Origin of the sequence: Pseudomonas faucium (assembly GCF_021602585.1) — a bacterium.
Classification (GTDB): Bacteria; Pseudomonadota; Gammaproteobacteria; order Pseudomonadales; family Pseudomonadaceae; genus Aquipseudomonas; species Aquipseudomonas faucium.
Genome location: NZ_BQIP01000008.1, coordinates 149,728 through 166,181 on the forward strand (window position 1 = coordinate 149,728; position 16,454 = coordinate 166,181).

The 16,454-nt window shown below is 63.7% G+C and carries 14 protein-coding genes; 1 reads left to right on the plus strand and 13 read right to left on the minus strand.

What is annotated here, in order from left to right:
• Positions 1-3 precede the first annotated feature (3 nt).
• From gcvH to arcD (L6D75_RS11900), 8 genes are all read right to left on the minus strand, one after another.
• Positions 4-387 carry a glycine cleavage system protein GcvH gene (gene gcvH, locus L6D75_RS11865; protein ID WP_176514634.1) on the minus strand — a complete coding sequence of 128 codons (384 nt, stop codon included), beginning with the start codon at positions 385-387 and terminating at the stop codon, positions 4-6.
• Between the two features lie 280 nt (positions 388-667).
• Positions 668-1,873 carry a sodium/glutamate symporter gene (gltS, locus tag L6D75_RS11870; RefSeq protein ID WP_176514636.1) on the minus strand — a complete coding sequence of 402 codons (1,206 nt, stop codon included), beginning with the start codon at positions 1,871-1,873 and terminating at the stop codon, positions 668-670.
• 91 nt (positions 1,874-1,964) lie between these two features.
• Positions 1,965-3,476, minus strand: coding sequence for a sigma-54-dependent transcriptional regulator (locus L6D75_RS11875; RefSeq protein WP_176514638.1), 1,512 nt, complete (start codon positions 3,474-3,476; stop codon positions 1,965-1,967).
• 152 nt (positions 3,477-3,628) lie between these two features.
• Positions 3,629-4,000 carry a DUF5064 family protein gene (locus L6D75_RS11880; protein WP_176514639.1) on the minus strand — a complete coding sequence of 124 codons (372 nt, stop codon included), beginning with the start codon at positions 3,998-4,000 and terminating at the stop codon, positions 3,629-3,631.
• A gap of 56 nt (positions 4,001-4,056) precedes the next feature.
• The gene (arcC, locus tag L6D75_RS11885; protein WP_176514640.1) at positions 4,057-4,995 is read right to left on the minus strand and encodes a carbamate kinase; all 939 of its coding nucleotides are present in this window, start codon (positions 4,993-4,995) and stop codon (positions 4,057-4,059) included.
• A gap of 69 nt (positions 4,996-5,064) precedes the next feature.
• Complete coding sequence (locus L6D75_RS11890) at positions 5,065-6,075, minus strand: ornithine carbamoyltransferase (RefSeq protein ID WP_176514641.1); 1,011 nt, start codon at positions 6,073-6,075, stop codon at positions 5,065-5,067.
• 69 nt (positions 6,076-6,144) lie between these two features.
• Positions 6,145-7,401: an arginine deiminase gene (gene arcA, locus L6D75_RS11895; RefSeq protein ID WP_176514643.1), complete on the minus strand. Its 1,257-nt coding sequence runs from the start codon at positions 7,399-7,401 to the stop codon at positions 6,145-6,147.
• A gap of 33 nt (positions 7,402-7,434) precedes the next feature.
• Positions 7,435-8,862: an arginine-ornithine antiporter gene (arcD, locus tag L6D75_RS11900; protein ID WP_176514645.1), complete on the minus strand. Its 1,428-nt coding sequence runs from the start codon at positions 8,860-8,862 to the stop codon at positions 7,435-7,437.
• A gap of 432 nt (positions 8,863-9,294) precedes the next feature.
• On the opposite strand from arcD (L6D75_RS11900), the gene arcD (L6D75_RS11905) reads away from it, so the two are divergent.
• Complete coding sequence (arcD, locus tag L6D75_RS11905; RefSeq protein WP_176514647.1) at positions 9,295-10,722, plus strand: arginine-ornithine antiporter; 1,428 nt, start codon at positions 9,295-9,297, stop codon at positions 10,720-10,722.
• Here the strand turns inward: arcD (L6D75_RS11905) and L6D75_RS11910 are convergent.
• The 5 genes from L6D75_RS11910 to L6D75_RS11930 form a co-directional block, all read right to left on the minus strand.
• Positions 10,702-11,115 (minus strand): YbaN family protein, encoded by a 414-nt coding sequence (locus tag L6D75_RS11910; protein ID WP_176514649.1) that lies wholly within the window; start codon positions 11,113-11,115, stop codon positions 10,702-10,704. The two genes, arcD (L6D75_RS11905) and L6D75_RS11910, sit on opposite strands and share 21 nt — an antisense overlap.
• Positions 11,116-11,168: 53 nt before the next feature.
• Entirely contained in the window at positions 11,169-11,762 is a 594-nt protein-coding gene (locus tag L6D75_RS11915; RefSeq protein WP_176514651.1) for a biliverdin-producing heme oxygenase, read from the minus strand.
• Between the two features lie 206 nt (positions 11,763-11,968).
• On the minus strand, positions 11,969-14,557 hold the full coding sequence (locus tag L6D75_RS11920) for a TonB-dependent receptor (RefSeq protein ID WP_176514653.1): 2,589 nt from the start codon (positions 14,555-14,557) through the stop codon (positions 11,969-11,971).
• 125 nt (positions 14,558-14,682) lie between these two features.
• Complete coding sequence (locus tag L6D75_RS11925) at positions 14,683-15,645, minus strand: FecR family protein (RefSeq protein WP_176514655.1); 963 nt, start codon at positions 15,643-15,645, stop codon at positions 14,683-14,685.
• Positions 15,646-15,735: 90 nt separating this feature from the next.
• Positions 15,736-16,248 (minus strand): RNA polymerase sigma factor, encoded by a 513-nt coding sequence (locus L6D75_RS11930; RefSeq protein WP_176514657.1) that lies wholly within the window; start codon positions 16,246-16,248, stop codon positions 15,736-15,738.
• Between the last annotated feature and the right edge of the window lie 206 nt (positions 16,249-16,454).

The window sequence follows — 16,454 nt, forward strand, 5'->3', positions numbered from 1 at the left end:
TCCTCAGGCGTCGTCGTTGGCTTTGATCAGGCGGTCGTAGGCGTCCTGGTCGAGCAGGGCGGCCACTGCCTGGCTGTCGGCGGGCTTGAAGCGGAAGAACCAGCCTTCGCCCAGCGGGTCTTCGTTGACCAGTTCGGGGCTGTCGTTGAGGGCTTCGTTGACGGCCAGCACTTCACCTTCCAGCGGCATGTACACGCCGCTGGCGGCCTTCACCGATTCGACGGTGGAGACTTCAGCGCCTTTGTCGTACTGCTGCAGCTCCGGCAGTTGCACGAAGACCACATCGCCCAGGGCGTTCTGGGCGTAGGCGGTGATGCCCACGGTGACACTGCCGTCGGCCTCGGTGCGCAGCCATTCGTGATCTTCAGTGAAACGCAACTCGCTCATGGGGAATCCTCAAGGGGCAGGGCGTTGGGCGCGGTGGGTTCGCGCTCTTGGGTTGGGATTCCTTCAAGCAATATCTCGGCCATCTACAAAAAAATCATATAAATCAGTTAGTTATAGATTCTTGGCGAGTACTGAGACTTGTTGGTGGAATGAAATCGATACGGAATGCGTGGGCCAGAAAAGGGTTTGAGGATCAAACCCTTGGCTGTGGGTGCCGGAGAGGGTTTGTATCGATTTCAATACGATGTAGTGAAATCGATACATAGGTGTGAAGAGGGCTTTACAGGACGGTGAAGAAGGGCAGGGCGAGGTAGAGCTTGATCACGATCACATTGATGATGTCGATGAAGAAGGCGCCCACCATCGGCACGACCAGGAAAGCGATATGCGAAGGGCCGTAGCGTTGGGTCACGGCCTGCATGTTGGCGATGGCCGTCGGCGTCGCCCCCAGGCCGAAGCCGCAATGCCCTGCCGCCAGCACGGCGGCGTCGTAGTTGCTGCCCATGAGCCTGAACGTGACGAAGATGGCGAACAGCGCCATCACCAGCGTCTGCACGGCCAGGATGGTGAAGAACGGCAACGCCAGTGCAGCCAGGTCCCACAGTTTCAGCGACATCAGGGCAATGGCCAGGAACAGCGACAGGCTGACATTGCCCAGTACCGACACTTCCCGCTCGAACACCTGGTACAGGCCGAACATCGCCAGCCCGTTGCGCAGCAGCACGCCCACGAACAGCACGCAGACGAAGGTCGGCAATTCAAAGGCCGTGCCCAGCAGCAGGCCGTTGAGCACGGAGCCACCCATCAGGCTGACCGAAATCAGGGCCAGCGATTCGACCATCGAGAACGGGGTGATCAAGCGCTCCTTGTTCGGCTGCTCGAACCCCTTGGGCAAGTGCGGGGTTTGCTGATCCAGCCCCGGCGCCTGCACCCGGCTCATGAGCAGGCGGGCGACGGGGCCACCAATCAGGCCGCCCAGCACCAGGCCGAAGGTTGCGGCCGCCAGCGCCAGTTCCGACGCCGAGACCAGGCCATATTTCTCGCTGAAGGTCGCCCCCCACGCAGCGCCTGTGCCATGGCCGCCCGACAGGGAAACCGAGCCGGACAGCAGGCCCATCAGGGGGTCTAGGCCCAGCGCCTTGGCCAGCCCGATGCCCATGGCGTTCTGCACCAGCAGAAGGCCGGTGACGGCAAAGAGGAAAATGGCCACCACGCGGCCGCCTTTCTTCAGGCTGGCAAGGTCGGCGTTAAGGCCGATGGTGGCGAAGAAGGCCAGCATCAGCGGCGATTGCAGCGAGGTGTCGAACTGCACCTGCACATCGAGGCCGCGCAGGCCCAGCAGCACCAGGGCAACCACCAGGCCGCCCGCTACAGGTTCGGGGATGTTGTAGATGCGCAGGAAATGGATGCGTGCGACAAGGCCGCGTCCGAGGAGAAGTACCAGCGATGCGGCGACCAGCGTTCCATAGAAATCAAGCTCAAGCATTCTGTAACTCTTTGTTGTATTCGGGCGTGAACGGTGCCTCCATTTTCGCGGGGGTGATGGCCAAATATGTGTAGGAAAAAGCTGTAGAAAATCAGGAATTAGCTTTGGGGATGCCGTATTTGCGCAAACGTTGCGCAATCGCGGTATGCGAGGTCTGCAGGCGCCCGGCCAGCTGCCGGGTCGAGGGGTAGCTGGCATACAGGCGTTGCAGCAACTCGCGTTCGAAATCGCCCACTGCCTGCTCCAGGCTCGCCACCTCACCATCCTGGCCGCGTGCCACCGAGGTGCCGGCAATGTCCAGGTCGCCGATGTCCACCAGGTTGCCTTCGCAAATCGCAGCGGCGCGGAAGATCACGTTCTGCAGCTGGCGCACGTTGCCTGGCCAGGGGTTGGCCAGCAGCGCCGAGTGGGTGGCGGGTGTCAGCCGGCAGGGCGGGCGCTGGATCTGCGTGCAGGCCTGCTGCATGAAAAAATGCGCCAGCATGAGGATGTCCTGGCCACGGTCGCGCAGCGGCGGCACCTGCAGGTTGAGCACGTTGAGGCGGTAGAACAGGTCTTCGCGGAAGGTGCCCTCGGCGACCATGCGCTCAAGGTCGCGGTGGGTGGCGCTGATGATGCGCACATCGACCTTCACCTCGCGGTCGCCGCCCACCCGGCGGAAGCTGCCGTCACTGAGAAAACGCAGCAGCTTGGCCTGCAGGTAAGGAGACATCTCGCCGATTTCGTCGAGAAACACCGTGCCCTGGTTGGCCAGTTCCATCAGCCCGGGCTTGCCGCCGCGCTGGGCGCCGGTAAAGGCGCCGGGGGCATAGCCGAACAGCTCGCTCTCGGCCAGGCTCTCGGGCAGGGCGGCGCAGTTCAGGGCCAGGAAGGGCGCGGCATGGCGGCTGCTGATGGCATGGCAGGCGCGGGCCACCAGCTCCTTGCCGGTGCCGGTCTCGCCATGCACCAGCAGCGGGGCATCCAGCGCCGCCACGCGCAGGGCGCGGGCCTTGAGGGTGCGGATGGCCGGGGAGTCGCCGAGCAAGGCGTCGAAGCCTTCGGCGTGGTCGTGGTGCAAGGCCGACAGGCGTTCGCCCATGCGGTTGGGCGGGTACAGGGTCAGCAGGCCACCGGCGTTGGTGATCGGCGTGGCGTCCAGCAGCAGGCTCTGGCCGTTGAGCTGCATTTCGCGCATCGGCAGGTGGAAGTTGTTGTCCAGAAGCGCCTGGAGCAGGCCGGCGTCGTTGAACAGCTCGCCCACCGAGCGCCCGGCCGATTCGCGGCCGCACAGGGCGATCAGCGCGGGGTTGGCCAGCAGCACCTTGCCTGCGCTGTCCACCGCCAGCACTGGGTCGCTCATGGCGGCCAGCAGGGCATCGAGCTGCAGGTGGCGGCGTTGCCCGGGGAGGATGTCGACCACGTCCACCGACTGCACGCCGTGCACTTCGAACAGGGCGTCGTGCAGCTCTTCGAGCACGGCCGGGCTGAGGGTCGGGGCGTCGATGTAGACGTTCGGCGGCACCATCTCCACGGCGTCCAGGTTGAGGTGGCGGGCACCGAGCAGGGCCAGGACTTCCTGGGTGATGCCGACGCGGTCGATGAAACTGACGTGGATGCGCATGAAGAGGGCAGGCTGGTTGCCGGAGGAGGGCGGTAGTATGCCTTGGTGTTACGGGTGAAGCCTAATCGCCGGCAAGCCGGCTCCCACAGGTATTTCGCTGCCCTGGGTTCAGCGCAGTACCTGTGGGAGCCGGCTTGCCGGCGATTGGGGGCTCAATCGGGGCTGTCGATCTTGACCGCGTCACCGGACTTCATATCCAGCTTGTGGCGGATGTCTTCGAACATCAGGTCGTAGAGCTTGTGCGGCGAGCTGAGGTTCTCGAATTTCTTGGGCGGTGCGAGGTAGGACTGGGCCTTGCGGCTCAGCACCATCAGGAAGCTGGGCAATACCTGGTCCTTGGGCAGGAAGAACTTCTCGTCGACCGGCTTGCCCTCGATGGTGCCATGCATGTGGAACTGGATGCCACGGCCTTCCTTGGGGTCGAGCGTGGTCGCTTCGTACTCGATGTTGAGGTCGTAGCTGTGGTCAAGGGTATTGAGGGCGTCGCGCTCGATGTGCACGTGACCGGGCTCGTACTTAGCCATGGCGGAATCTCCGAAAGGGTGAAAATGGCGGGCACCCAGGTGCCCGCCTACTGCAATCAACGGTAGCTGATTCCTGGCTTGGCGATGCTCACGCGGGTGCCGCCGGTACCTTGCACGATCTTCTCGATGTTCTCCAGCGAACCAATCACTGCCACCCGGCCGGTCAGGCGGGCGAACTCGCAGGCTGCCTGGACTTTCGGGCCCATGGAGCCGGCGGCAAAGCCCAGGCGTTCGAGCTCGTCGGGGTGCGCTTCGGCGATGGCTTTCTGGGTTGGCTTCTTGTAGTCGATGTATGCGGCATCGACGTCGGTGGCGATCACCAGCAGGTCGGCGCGCAGTTCCCTGGCCAGCAGGGCCGAGCACAGGTCCTTGTCGATCACCGCTTCGATGCCCTTGAGGGTGCGCTTGGTCTTGTCAGGGTCGTACATGGTGGGGATGCCACCGCCGCCGGCGCAGATCACCACGGTGCCGCGTTCCAGCAGCCAGGTGATGGGCTTGATCTCGAAGATACGGATCGGCTTGGGGCTGGCCACGACCCGGCGGTACTTGTCGCCGTCGGGCTTGACCTTCCAGCCTTTTTCGTCGGCCAGGCGCAGTGCTTCGTCCTTGTCGTAGACCGGGCCGATGAACTTGGTCGGGTCTTTGAAGGCTGGGTCGTTAGGGTCGACTTCGACCTGGGTCAGCAGCGAGGCGAACGGCACTTCGAACGGCAGCAGGTTGCCCAGCTCCTGTTCGATCATGTAGCCGATCATGCCCTCGGTTTCGGCACCGAGCACGTCCAGCGGGTAGGCTTCGTCCGGCTTGTAGGAGAGGCCCTGGAGGGCCAGCAGGCCGACCTGCGGGCCGTTACCGTGGGCGATGACCAGCTCGTTGCCAGGGTGAACCTTGGCGATCTGTTCGGCGGCGGTGCGGATATTGGCGCGCTGGTTGTCAGCGGTCATGGGTTCGCCGCGGCGCAGCAGGGCGTTGCCGCCCAATGCAACAACGATACGCATGGGGAATGTCCTTTGCGGATGTGCAGAAGAGAAAGCAGCTCGCCCCCACAAGGGGGGCGAGGTGCGCCGTCAGAGGTCGGCCAGGGTCGAGACGAGGATCGCCTTGATGGTGTGCATGCGGTTTTCCGCCTGCTCGAAGGCGATGCAGGCGGGCGACTCGAACACGTCGTCGGTCACTTCGATGCCGTTGGCCATCTCAGGGTACTGTTCGGCGATCTGCTTGCCGACCTTGGTCTCGGAGTTGTGGAACGCCGGCAGGCAGTGCATGAACTTGGTGCGTGGGTTGCCGGTGGACTTCATCAGCTCCTTGTTCACCTGGTAGGGCTTGAGCAGCTTGATGCGCTCGCCCCAGGCTTCGATCGGCTCGCCCATCGATACCCAGACGTCGGTGTGGACGAAGTCCACGCCCTTGACCGCGGCTTTCGGGTCTTCGGTCAGGGTGATGCGGGCACCGCTTTCTTCCGCGTATTTCTTGCAGCGCTCGACCAGGTCGTCATGTGGCCACAGGGCCTTCGGCGCGGCGATGCGCACGTCCATGCCAAGCTTGGCGCCGATCAGCAGCAGCGAGTTGCCCATGTTGTTGCGGGCATCACCCAGGTAGGCGTAGCTGATGTCGTGCAGTGGCTTGTCGCTGTGCTCGCGCATGGTCAGCACGTCGGCGATCATCTGGGTCGGGTGGTATTCGTCGGTCAGGCCGTTGAACACCGGGACGCCGGCGAACTTGGCCAGCTCTTCGACGATTTCCTGCTTGAAGCCGCGGTATTCGATGGCATCGTACATGCGCCCGAGTACGCGGGCGGTGTCCTTCATGCTTTCCTTGTGGCCGATCTGCGAGGAGTTGGGGTCGATGTAGGTGACGTTGGCGCCCTGGTCATAGGCGGCGACTTCGAAGGCGCAGCGGGTGCGGGTCGAGGTCTTTTCGAAGATCAGGGCGATGTTGTTGCCCTTCAGGTGCTGCTGCTCGGTGCCGGTGTACTTGGCGCGCTTGAGGTCGCGGGACAGGTCCAGCAGGTAGCGCAGCTCGCGCGTGGTGTGGTGCTCGAGGCTGAGCAGGTTGCGGTTGTGGATGTTGAACGCCATGACTGATTCTCCTTGAATTCGGTGAGGGTCCCGGCCGCCGCCTCGTGGGCGCGGCCGGGTGTATGGACGTTAGTAATCGATTGGGTCGCGGATGATCGGGCAGGTCATGCAGTGGCCGCCGCCACGGCCCCGGCCCAGTTCGCCGGCGCTGATGGTGATGACTTCGACCCCGGCCTTGCGCAGCAGGGTGTTGGTGTAGGTGTTGCGGTCGTAGCCGATGACCACGCCGGGCTCTACCGCGACCACGTTGTTACCGTCATCCCACTGTTCGCGTTCGGCGGCGAAGCTGTTGCCACCGGTTTCGACAACGCGCAGTTTTTTCAGGTTGAGCGATTCGGCCACCACTTCGATGAACGATTTATCGATGCGGCGCACATCCAGCCCATAAGGTTTGCTTGTGTCTGGGTGGATAACGAATGGCACGATTTCCTTGACCACTTCCGGGAAGACCGTAACCAGGTCTCTGTCACAGAAGCTGAAGACGGTATCCAGGTGCATGGCAGCGCGGGATTTTGGCAAGCCGGCGACCACCACTTTCTCTACCGCGCCTTTTTTGAACAGCTCCTGAGCAAGCTGGCCGATGGCTTGGCGCGAGGTGCGCTCACCCATGCCAATCAGCACCACGCCGTTACCGATAGGCATCACGTCGCCGCCTTCGAGGGTGGACTTGCCGTGGTCCTTGTCCGGGTCGCCATACCAGACTTCGAAGTCGGCATTGGTGAACTCTGGGTGGAACTTGTAGATGGCACTGGTCAGCAGGGTTTCCTGACGTCGTGCGGGCCAGTACATCGGGTTCAGCGTCACACCGCCATAGATCCAGCAAGTGGTATCACGTGTGAACTGGGTGTTGGGCAGCGGGTCGAGCAGGAAGCTGGAGTGGCCGAGGTAGTCACGGTACATCTTGATCACGTTGGAGCCGGCGCTGTCCGGGATGTCTTCACCGGCAACGCCGCCGATCAGGAACTCGGCCAGTTTGCGAGGCTCCAGGCTTTCGAGCCAGCTACGCACTTCGTTGGTCAGGCCGACACCGACGGTATCGGGGGTGATCTTGCGATCGAGGATCCATTTCAGGGCTTCTGGATTCGAGACGGTCTCGGTCAGCAGGTTGTGCATCTCGAGGACTTCGATACCGCGCTCACGCATCTTGGTGACGAAGTCGAAGTGATCGCGCTTGGCCTGGTTGACCCAGATGACGTCATCGAACAGCAATTCATCGCAGTTGCTCGGGGTGAGGCGCTGGTGCGCCAGGCCCGGGGAGCAAACCATCACCTTGCGCAGTTTGCCGGCTTCGGAGTGGACACCGTACTTCTGTTTTTCAGCGGACATGGTTCAATCCTCCATTAGTGCAAAGACGTGGGATCACAAGGTCAGGAAGCCGTCGTAAAGACCATAGGCCGCCACCAGGGCGCCGATGACCACGGCTGCGAAGATCAGTTTTTCCACGTTGGTGAAGATCGGTTGGCCAATTTCGTGCTTGGCCTTGGCGAACAGGATCACGCCCGGGGCATACAGCAGGGCGGAGAGCAGCAGGTATTTCACGCCGCCGGCGTACAGCAGCCAGATGGCGTAGACCAATGCGATGGCGCCGATGAGCAGGTCCTTGCTGCGCTCTTTGGCAGCTTGCTCATAGGTTTCGCCGCGCATGGCCAGCAGGAACGCATAGGCCGCCGACCACAGGTAAGGCACCAGGATCATCGAGGTGGCGAGGTAGATCAGCGATAGGTAGGTACTGCTGGAGAACAGGGTGATGACCAGGAAGATCTGCACCATGGCGTTGGTCAGCCACAGCGCGTTGGCGGGTACCTGGTTGGCGTTTTCGCGGCGCAGGAACTCCGGCATGGTGTGGTCCTTGGCCGCGGCGAACATGATCTCGGCGCACAGCAGCACCCACGACAGCAGGGCTCCGAGCAGCGAGATGATCAGGCCGACGCTGATCAGCACCGCGCCCCAGTGGCCGACCACGTGCTCGAGCACGGCCGCCATCGATGGGTTCTGCAGCTTGGCCAGCTCCGGTTGGGTCATCACGCCCAGCGACAGCACGTTGACCAGCACCAGGAACAGCAGCACGGTGATGAAGCCGATGACCGTGGCCTTACCGACGTCGGAGCGTTTTTCCGCACGGGACGAGAAGATGCTTGCGCCTTCGATGCCGATGAACACCCAGACGGTGACCAGCATCATGTTGCGCACCTGGTTCATCACGCTACCCAGCTCAGGCGTACCGGTGCCCCAGATGTCGGCGGTGAAGATGTCGAGCCTGAAGGCGAACAGGCAGATCAGGGCGAACAGCACCAGCGGCACGATCTTGGCCACGGTGGTGACCAGGTTGATGAACGCCGCTTCCTTGATGCCTCGCAGCACCAAAAAATGCACCGCCCAGAGCAGGATCGAGGCGCCGATGATGGCTGCGGGCGTGTTGCCCTCGCCAAAGATCGGGAAGAAGTAACCGAGGGTACTGAACAGCAAGACGAAGTAACCGACGTTGCCCAGCCAGGCGCTGATCCAGTAACCCCAGGCTGACGAGAAGCCCATGTAGTCACCGAAACCCGCCTTGGCGTAGGCATATACCCCGCCGTCCAGGTCAGGCTTGCGGTTGGCCAGGGTCTGGAACACGAATGCCAGCATCAGCATGCCGACCGCCGTGATCCCCCAGCCGATCAGCACGGCACCGACGCCGGCGCTGGCCGCCATGTTTTGTGGCAGCGAGAAGATCCCGCCGCCGATCATTGACCCGACCACAAGTGCAACTAACGCGCCGAGTTTTAGTTTTCCGGATGAATCAGACATTTAACAACTCCTGCCAGGAGAAAGTTGACGACAGAATAGTTCCGACGCCTAAGCCATGCCCTGACCTAGATCAGTTCATGGTCGCGAAATGTAGGAAATTTCCCACACCCGGGCTCCCGGAGAGTGCCAACCGCTCTGCCGCAGGCCTTGTGCGCTGGCACCTCCATGTACTACTAGAGCAAACGCTCTGTTACACCTGCGATGTCTGAAGCTAGACGCTTTTGTCGCTTTCGCAAATTTTTCACAAGAATATTGAGTTTTATCAGTTTCTTTTCTAGTTGCTCGGATGCTGCTAATTTTCACAGGTAGGGTTGATAGACAAAGCAGTTATGAGCAGCCTGTCACAAATACCCTCGGATATATAAGAACGCGCTATTCATATGGCCATCTCGGCTGTTTCAACTGCATGACAACACAGGAAAAAAGATCTCCATGAGCGAACCAGGACAGAAATTGCGCCTTGGTGCATTGATCGCGCTGGTGGTCGGTTCGATGATCGGCGGCGGGATCTTCTCGCTGCCGCAGAACATGGCAGCACGCGCCGACGTCGGTGCCGTGCTGATCGGCTGGGGCATCACCGCGGTGGGCATGCTGGCGCTGGCCTTCGTGTTCCAGACCCTGGCCAACCGCAAGCCTGAGCTGGACTCAGGCGTATACGCCTATGCCAAGGCCGGGTTTGGCGAGTACATGGGCTTTTCCTCGGCCTGGGGCTACTGGATCAGCGCCTGGCTGGGCAACGTCGGCTACTTCGTGCTGCTGTTCAGCACCCTGGGCTTCTACTTTCCGGTGTTCGGCGAGGGCAACACGCCGGTCGCCATCGGTTGCGCGTCGCTGCTGCTGTGGGCGGTGCACTTTCTGGTGCTGCGCGGCATCAAGGAGGCGGCGTTCATCAACCAGGTGACCACCGTGGCCAAGGTGGTGCCGCTGCTGATCTTCATCGTCATCGCTGCCTTTGCCTTCCGTGCCGACATCTTCACCCGCGATATCTGGGGCCTGAGCAACCCGCAGTTCGGCAATGTGCTGGACCAGGTGCGCAACATGATGCTGGTGACGGTGTTCGTGTTCATCGGTATCGAAGGCGCCAGCGTGTACTCGGGGCGGGCGCAGCGCCGTTCGGACGTGGGCAAGGCCACGGTGATCGGCTTCATCGGCGTGCTGGCGCTGCTGGTGCTGGTCAACGTGCTGTCGCTGGGGGTGATGACCCAGCCGGAGCTGGCCGGGCTGCAGAACCCGTCGCTGGCCACGGTGCTCGAGCACATCGTCGGGCCCTGGGGCGCCTTGCTGATCAGCGTCGGCCTGGCCATCTCGCTGCTCGGTGCGCTGCTGTCGTGGGCGCTGCTGTGCGCCGAAATCCTGTATGCCACGGCGCGGGACAAGACCATGCCGCGCTTTCTGGCCAAGGAAAACGCCAACCACGTGCCGGCCAACGCCCTGTGGCTGACCAACTGCATGATCCAGGGCTTCCTGCTGATCACCCTGGTGTCGGCGGGCACCTACACCAGCCTGATCTACCTGGCCTCGTCGATGATCCTCGTGCCTTATTTATGGTCGGCAGCCTATGCGGTGCTGCTGGCGGTGCGCGGCGAAAGCTACGCCGGGCAGCCGGCGCTGCGGCGCAAGGACCTGCTGGTGGCGTCGGTGGCGCTGGTGTATGCGGTGTGGCTGCTGTACGCCGGGGGGCTCAAGTACCTGCTGCTGTCGGCGCTGCTGTATGCCCCCGGGGTCATCCTGTTCGCCCGGGCCAAGCGCGAGCAGGGCCAGCCTTTGTTCACCACCTGGGAAAAGCTGATCTTCGCGGCGGTGCTGGCTGGCGCTGCGCTGGCGGCCTACTTGCTGTATTCAGGGCTGCTGAGCCTGTGACCCGGCAGGGCATGCCCGCTCCGGGCGCGACCAGATCCACAGGTTGCCCAGGGTCATGCCGGCAATGGCCAGGAACACCGGCCAGTGGTGCTCGAGGAAGGTCAGCATCAGGCCTGCGCACAGCAGCATGCTGATCGTCGCGCTGACCTTGGCCCGGCGCTGGATCACCTTGCCATTGCGCCAGTTGTAGAGAATTGGCCCGAACAGCCGGTGGTTCTCCAGCCAGGCCGACAGCCGTGGCGAGCTGCGGGTCGCGGCCCAGGCGGCAAGGAGGATGAATTCGGTGGTCGGCAGGCCGGGGATGACGATCGCCACCAGGCCGATGCCCAGGCTCACGTAAGCCAGGATGCCGTACAGCAGGCGCGTCAGTTTCGAGCGGGCAGGTCGGGTCATGGTCTCACTGCGTAAAACGTCCGGCCACCGGAGGGGCGGCCGGGTGATGCGTGTCAGGCCAGCGCGGCGTCCGCGGCGTAGGCATGCTTGAGCAGTTCGGTGAAGCGCTCGAAGGCGGCGACTGCACCGCGTTCGGCAGCAGCGTCTTCTTCGGCCGACAGCGCCAGGCCATCGAGGATACGGGTGAACTGCTTCCAGCCTTCGGCACGGCCACCGGCCGGTTCGCCGAGGTGGCGGGCACCGAAACTGTCGGACAATTCCAGCGCCACGGCGCGCTTGATCAGAAACGCAGCGCCCAGTTTGGAGCCTTCGGAGACGAAGATCCAGCCCAATGCCTCACCCAGGCTTGGCGTGTGCAGTGCGCCGGGTACTGCGGCCGGCACTTCGGTATCCAGGTCGGCGAGGTCCAGGCGGGCTTGTTCGGCGCGGCAGCGCTCGGCGAGGTCGGGGACGATGGCGATCAGTTGCGGGTCGTTGTACAGGGCCTGCAGTTCGGATTGGAACAGGTACTGGGCGACGACGAAGCGGGCGAAGCTTTCGCGGCTGTCGAACGGCTTGTGCGATTTGACCAGGGCGTCGAGCTCGGTGTGCGGGGCGTGGGTGACCTGGTTGAGGCGTTGCGAGCGCAGGGCTGGGCGGTCGGTCATGGGGTGGGTCCTTGGAAAATGAGGGCGTCTAGTGACAAGACGAAACAGCGGGGCGGGGACAGTAAAAAAACTGTGGCCTTGTGGTGTTTGTGCTGGCCTCATCGCCGGCAAGCCGGCTCCCACAGGAACTGCACAGTATTCGAAACCTGTGCTGCACCTGTGGGAGCCGGCTTGCCGGCGATGAGGCCAGAACGGATCAGCTCACATCAGATATCCCACACCACATTGATGGCGAAGTTGCGCCCCGGCATGGTCAGGCGGTCGAGGTTGGCCGGCTGGGTCACAGCCGCTTCGCCCTGGCCGTCGTAGCCGCGTACGTCATCCCACTGCCAGTACTTCTTGTCGGTCAGGTTGTAGAGCCCGGCGTTCACCGTCACATCGTCGGTCACCTTGTAGAAGCCGCTCAGGTCCAGCACGCCGTAACCGGGGGTGCGGAACTGCGAGCTGGCGCCATCGGGGGCGTAGAAGGTGGTGTCGTCGACGCGGGTCTTGCGCTTGACCAGGGTCCAGCTCAGCAAGCCGCCGTAGTTCGGCTGCTCATAGCCCAGGCCGAACACGCCGGTCAGCGGGTTGACGCTGTTCAGCGGCTGGCCGTTGTCATCGTTGCGCCCGTTGGCATAGGCGATCGAACCCTGGGTGTACAGGCCCTGCGGCGCACCGAAGTGGTCGAGGTTGAGGCGGCCCTTGACCTCGGCACCCTTGATGGTGGCGTGCTTGATGTTGTTGGCCTGGAAGGTGGTGCCCAGGTTGGCCGACTGCACGGCGTCTTCGTCGATGAAGTCGCGGTACTTGTTGTAGAACACCGCGGCGCTGAAGTTACCGGCATCGAAGTTGCCGCGCAGGCCGGTTTCGTAGCTCTTGCTCTTTTCCGGCTCCAGGTTCGGGTTGCCGCGCACGCTGTAGCCCAGGCCCGGGTTCTCGAAGCGGCCGTACATCGACTTGGCGGTCGGCGTGCGGAAGCCTTCGGCGTACTGGCCGTACCAGGTGTAGTTGTCGTTGAAGGCGTAGGTGATGCCGAGCTTGGGCGACACGCGGTGCCACTTCTTGTCCGAGTCGTCCAGCTCGCTGGGCGCCGTGCCCGTGCCCTGGATGCCGCGCAGGAATTCGTCGGTGAATTTTGGCTCCATGCGCGTGTAGTCGTAACGGGCGCCTGGCAGGAAGGTCCAGTTGTTCCAGCGGATCTCGTCCTGCACGAACAGGCTGTAGGTGTTGACGGTTGGGTCCGGGAAGTCGCTGACCAGCGCCTGGCCGTCGCGCGGGCTGTCCTGGCCGATGGCGCTGCAGCCACCGCCAACCGCCACGCAGGTGCCGGAGCCGCTGCGCGAACCGGTCACTTCTTCATGCTTGAGGGTGGTGCCGTAGGTCAGCAGGTGGTCGGTCTGGCCGAGGCTGAAGGCTTTGTCCAGCTGGGCGTCGAATACCCATTGGCGGTCCTTGTAGGTGGTCTGGCGGTCGCGCATGACCTGGCGCCCCGAGGCCACATACAGCTCGTCGGTGCGCTGGTCGGTCTTGGCGATCTGGTAGTTCAGGCTCCACTTCACGTGGTCGGCGACCAGGCTGTCGAGGCCGAATTCGTGGTTGATGCCGAAGCGCTCGCGGGTGACGGTGTCGTTGCCCTGGCGCATGCGGTAGGAGTTCATGGCGCCGAAGCCTGGAATGAACGGGCCGCCCACGGCGCTGAGGATGTTCTGGTCGCGGTCATCCTTGTAGCGCTCGTAGGTAAAGCCCAGGCGCGCGTCGTCGGCGTAGTTCCAGCCCAGCTTGGCCAGCACGTTGGTGGTGCGCACATCCTCGGGGTTGGCTTCGGTACGGCCAAGGCCGGTGCCGCCGTGCTCGCCATAGGACTCGGTCTCGTGGCCGTTGCGCTGGCTCAGGTGCAGCAGGCCGTCGAAGTCGCCCTGGCGGCCGGCCACGGTGGCCGAGGTCAGCCAGCTCTCATCGGCCGAGCTGTAGCCGGTCTTCAGGCGCGCACCCACGTCCTTGCCGGGCTTGATGATGTCGTCCGGGTCGAGGGTGAAATAGCTCACCGCGCCGCCGATGGCGTTGCTGCCGTACAGCACCGAGGCCGGGCCGCGGAGGATTTCCACGCGCTTGACGATTTCCGGGTCGACGTAGTTGCGCTGGGTCTGGGCGTAGGGGCCGTAGAAGAAACTGTCGGGGATCGACACGCCGTCGACCTGGGTCAGGATGCGCTCACCGTCGATGCCGCGGATGTTGTAGCCGTTCAGGCCACTGCGCTGGCCGACGCCGCCAACCGACACGCCGGGCTCGTAACGCACCAGTTCCTTGATGCTGTTGACGTTCTGCCGGTCCAGTTGCTCGCGGGTCTGCACGCTCACGGTGCTCGGCACCTGGCTTACGTCCTGGGCGCTGCGGGTGGCGCTGACGGTCATCTGCTGCAGGGCGATGGCGTTGCCCGCCGACTGGCGCTCGAGCACCACGTTGCCGTTGCTGATCTTCCGGTAGCCCAGGCCCGTGCCTTGCAGCAGGCGCTTGAGCGCGGCCTCAGGCGGCAGCGAACCCTGCACGCCAGGGGACGCCACGCCGTCGGCCAGCTCGGCGCTGAAGCCGACCTGCCAGCCGGTGACCTGGCTGAAGGCGTTGATCGCCTCGACCAGCGGCTGTTGGGCGATGCTGAAGCGGTAGTCGCCCATGCGCGGGCTGCTGGCCTGGGCCGGTTCTGCGGCCAGCGCCGGCAGGCTGCAGGCGCCGCTGGCGAGCAGGGCCAGCGTCAGCAGGGACAATTGCCCTGTGCGGCGGGGAAGGGTGGACGGGCGAGTTGGACCTGTGGACATCGAAAGCGCTCCCTGACGCGCGAACTGTTATAGGTGATGACCGTTCTCGTTTTCAAACAAGAATCAGTTGCATTGGCTATAACGAGACGGACGGGGCAGCGCGATCGCGTAAAAATAATTTCAGGTCAGTTGAGGATGACCACGGCGGGGTATTCGTGAAGCTGCGCGGAAGTGATGTGCGCCAGGGCGCGCAAGGTCTCCAGGGGCTGGTCGAGGCGGTAGTTGCCGGTCACGGCCATGTCGTCGAGGTGGCCGTTGCGGTTGATGATCCAGCCGGGGTAATAGCGGCGCACTTCGGCCAGCACCTGGCTCAGCGGGCAGTTCTCGAACACCAGGCGGCCTTCGACCCAGGCCAGGTCCTTGTGCATGTCGGGGCGCTGGCGCTCACCGAAGCCCTGCGGGCCGACGCTGATGCTGTCGCCGGCGCTGAGGCGGATGCGCTGGTCGCTGGCGGCCTGCAGGTCGACGTCACCGCGCTGCACGCGCACCTGCGCCTCGCCATCGAGGTAGCGCACGGCAAAATCGGTGTCGCGCACCTGCGCGCGCAGCGGCCCGGCCTGCACCTCCAGCGGCAGTTGCGCAGCGCCCGTTACCTGGAAGTACGCCTCGCCCTGCAGCAGGCGCGCCACCTGGCGGCCTTCGCGCAGGTCGCTGGCAAACGCCGAGTTGGTGTTGAGCAGCACCTTGGCGCCATCGTCCAGCTGCAGGCGCTGGCGCTCGCCAACCACGGTCAGGTGGTCGGCCTGCAGGCGCACCGGCAGGTTGCCGAAGGTGAACAGCCCGACCAGCAGCACGGCGGCAGTGGCCAGCGGTTTCCAATGGCTGCGCAGGCGCCCGCGCACGGAGCGCCGCCGGCCCTGGTGCATCTGGGTGGCGGCCTGGCGCAGTGGCGTGCCGTTCCACAGGGCCTCGGCCTCGACATAGGCCTCGGCGTTTTCCGGGGCTGCGCTGAGCCATTGCTCGAACGCCAGGGTGTCGGCGTCGCTGGCGCATTGCAGGCGCACGAGCCAGTCCAGCGCCTCGCTCATCGCACGGGCACGGGCGTCGGGCCCGGCAGCAGGCGGGCGAGGGGCGGGGCTGTCGGTCACGGTGAGTCCTTGAATGGATTTTTTCGAATGATCAAGGCTAAGGCGGGGCGTGGCAAGGGTTTCGGCCTACCCAGGCGGCCAACGGTCGGCTCATTTGAGGCGATCGGCCACGCCCATGCAGATGGCCATGATCAGTTTCAGTTCCTTCTGTACCGTGCTGGCCGAAACCTTCAGTTGTTCGGCGATTTCCAGGTAGCTGGCGCCATGCAGGCGGCTGAGGATGAAGATCCGTTGCTGGCGCTCGGTCAGCTGGTTGAGGCTGACGCTCAGGTGCTTGAGCAACTGCTCGGCATGGGCGGCGTCTTCGCTGCTGCTCAGCGGCGCCGCCACATTGTGCAGCACCTCGTCGGGCACATCGTCGACCAGCATGCGCGCTTGCACGCGGCGCGTGCGCAGGTGGTCCAGGGCCAGGTTGCGGGCGGTCTGGAACACGAAGGGTTCGAGGTGCTCGATGGGCCGCTCGCCGAGGGCACGGGAAACCCGCAGGTAGGTTTCCTGCAGCAGGTCCTCGGCGGTGCTGGGGTTGCCCACCATGCGCTGCAGGGTGCGCAGCAGGGAAAGGCGCTGGACGAGGAAGACGGAGTTGAACCGGGACTGACTCACGGGGTGACCTGGCCGACGAAAGGTGAATGATAATGCTTATCATCTTGCCTGTAGGTCAAGCCTGGAAGTGTTAGGAAAAGGTAAAGATTGTCTGTAGGAGCGGCCTTGTGTCGCGAAAGGGCTGCGCAGCGGCCCCAGATTCCTGCTGCGCTGCAGATATCCTGGGGCTGCTTGCGCAGCCCTTTCGCGACACAAGGCCGCTCCTA

What these genes read in the sequence shown, in the direction of transcription:
- L6D75_RS11890 (WP_176514641.1), bottom strand. Translation starts at nt 6,075, where the DNA reads ATGGCGTTCAACATCCACAACCGCAACCTGCTCAGCCTCGAGCACCAC.
- L6D75_RS11880 (WP_176514639.1), bottom strand. Translation starts at nt 4,000, where the DNA reads ATGGCTAAGTACGAGCCCGGTCACGTGCACATCGAGCGCGACGCCCTC.
- L6D75_RS11875 (WP_176514638.1), bottom strand. Translation starts at nt 3,476, where the DNA reads ATGCGCATCCACGTCAGTTTCATCGACCGCGTCGGCATCACCCAGGAA.
- gcvH (WP_176514634.1), bottom strand. Translation starts at nt 387, where the DNA reads ATGAGCGAGTTGCGTTTCACTGAAGATCACGAATGGCTGCGCACCGAG.
- arcD (WP_176514645.1), bottom strand. Translation starts at nt 8,862, where the DNA reads ATGTCTGATTCATCCGGAAAACTAAAACTCGGCGCGTTAGTTGCACTT.
- L6D75_RS11910 (WP_176514649.1), bottom strand. Translation starts at nt 11,115, where the DNA reads ATGACCCGACCTGCCCGCTCGAAACTGACGCGCCTGCTGTACGGCATC.
- arcC (WP_176514640.1), bottom strand. Translation starts at nt 4,995, where the DNA reads ATGCGTATCGTTGTTGCATTGGGCGGCAACGCCCTGCTGCGCCGCGGC.
- L6D75_RS11915 (WP_176514651.1), bottom strand. Translation starts at nt 11,762, where the DNA reads ATGACCGACCGCCCAGCCCTGCGCTCGCAACGCCTCAACCAGGTCACC.
- arcA (WP_176514643.1), bottom strand. Translation starts at nt 7,401, where the DNA reads ATGTCCGCTGAAAAACAGAAGTACGGTGTCCACTCCGAAGCCGGCAAA.
- arcD (WP_176514647.1), top strand. Translation starts at nt 9,295, where the DNA reads ATGAGCGAACCAGGACAGAAATTGCGCCTTGGTGCATTGATCGCGCTG.
- L6D75_RS11920 (WP_176514653.1), bottom strand. Translation starts at nt 14,557, where the DNA reads ATGTCCACAGGTCCAACTCGCCCGTCCACCCTTCCCCGCCGCACAGGG.
- gltS (WP_176514636.1), bottom strand. Translation starts at nt 1,873, where the DNA reads ATGCTTGAGCTTGATTTCTATGGAACGCTGGTCGCCGCATCGCTGGTA.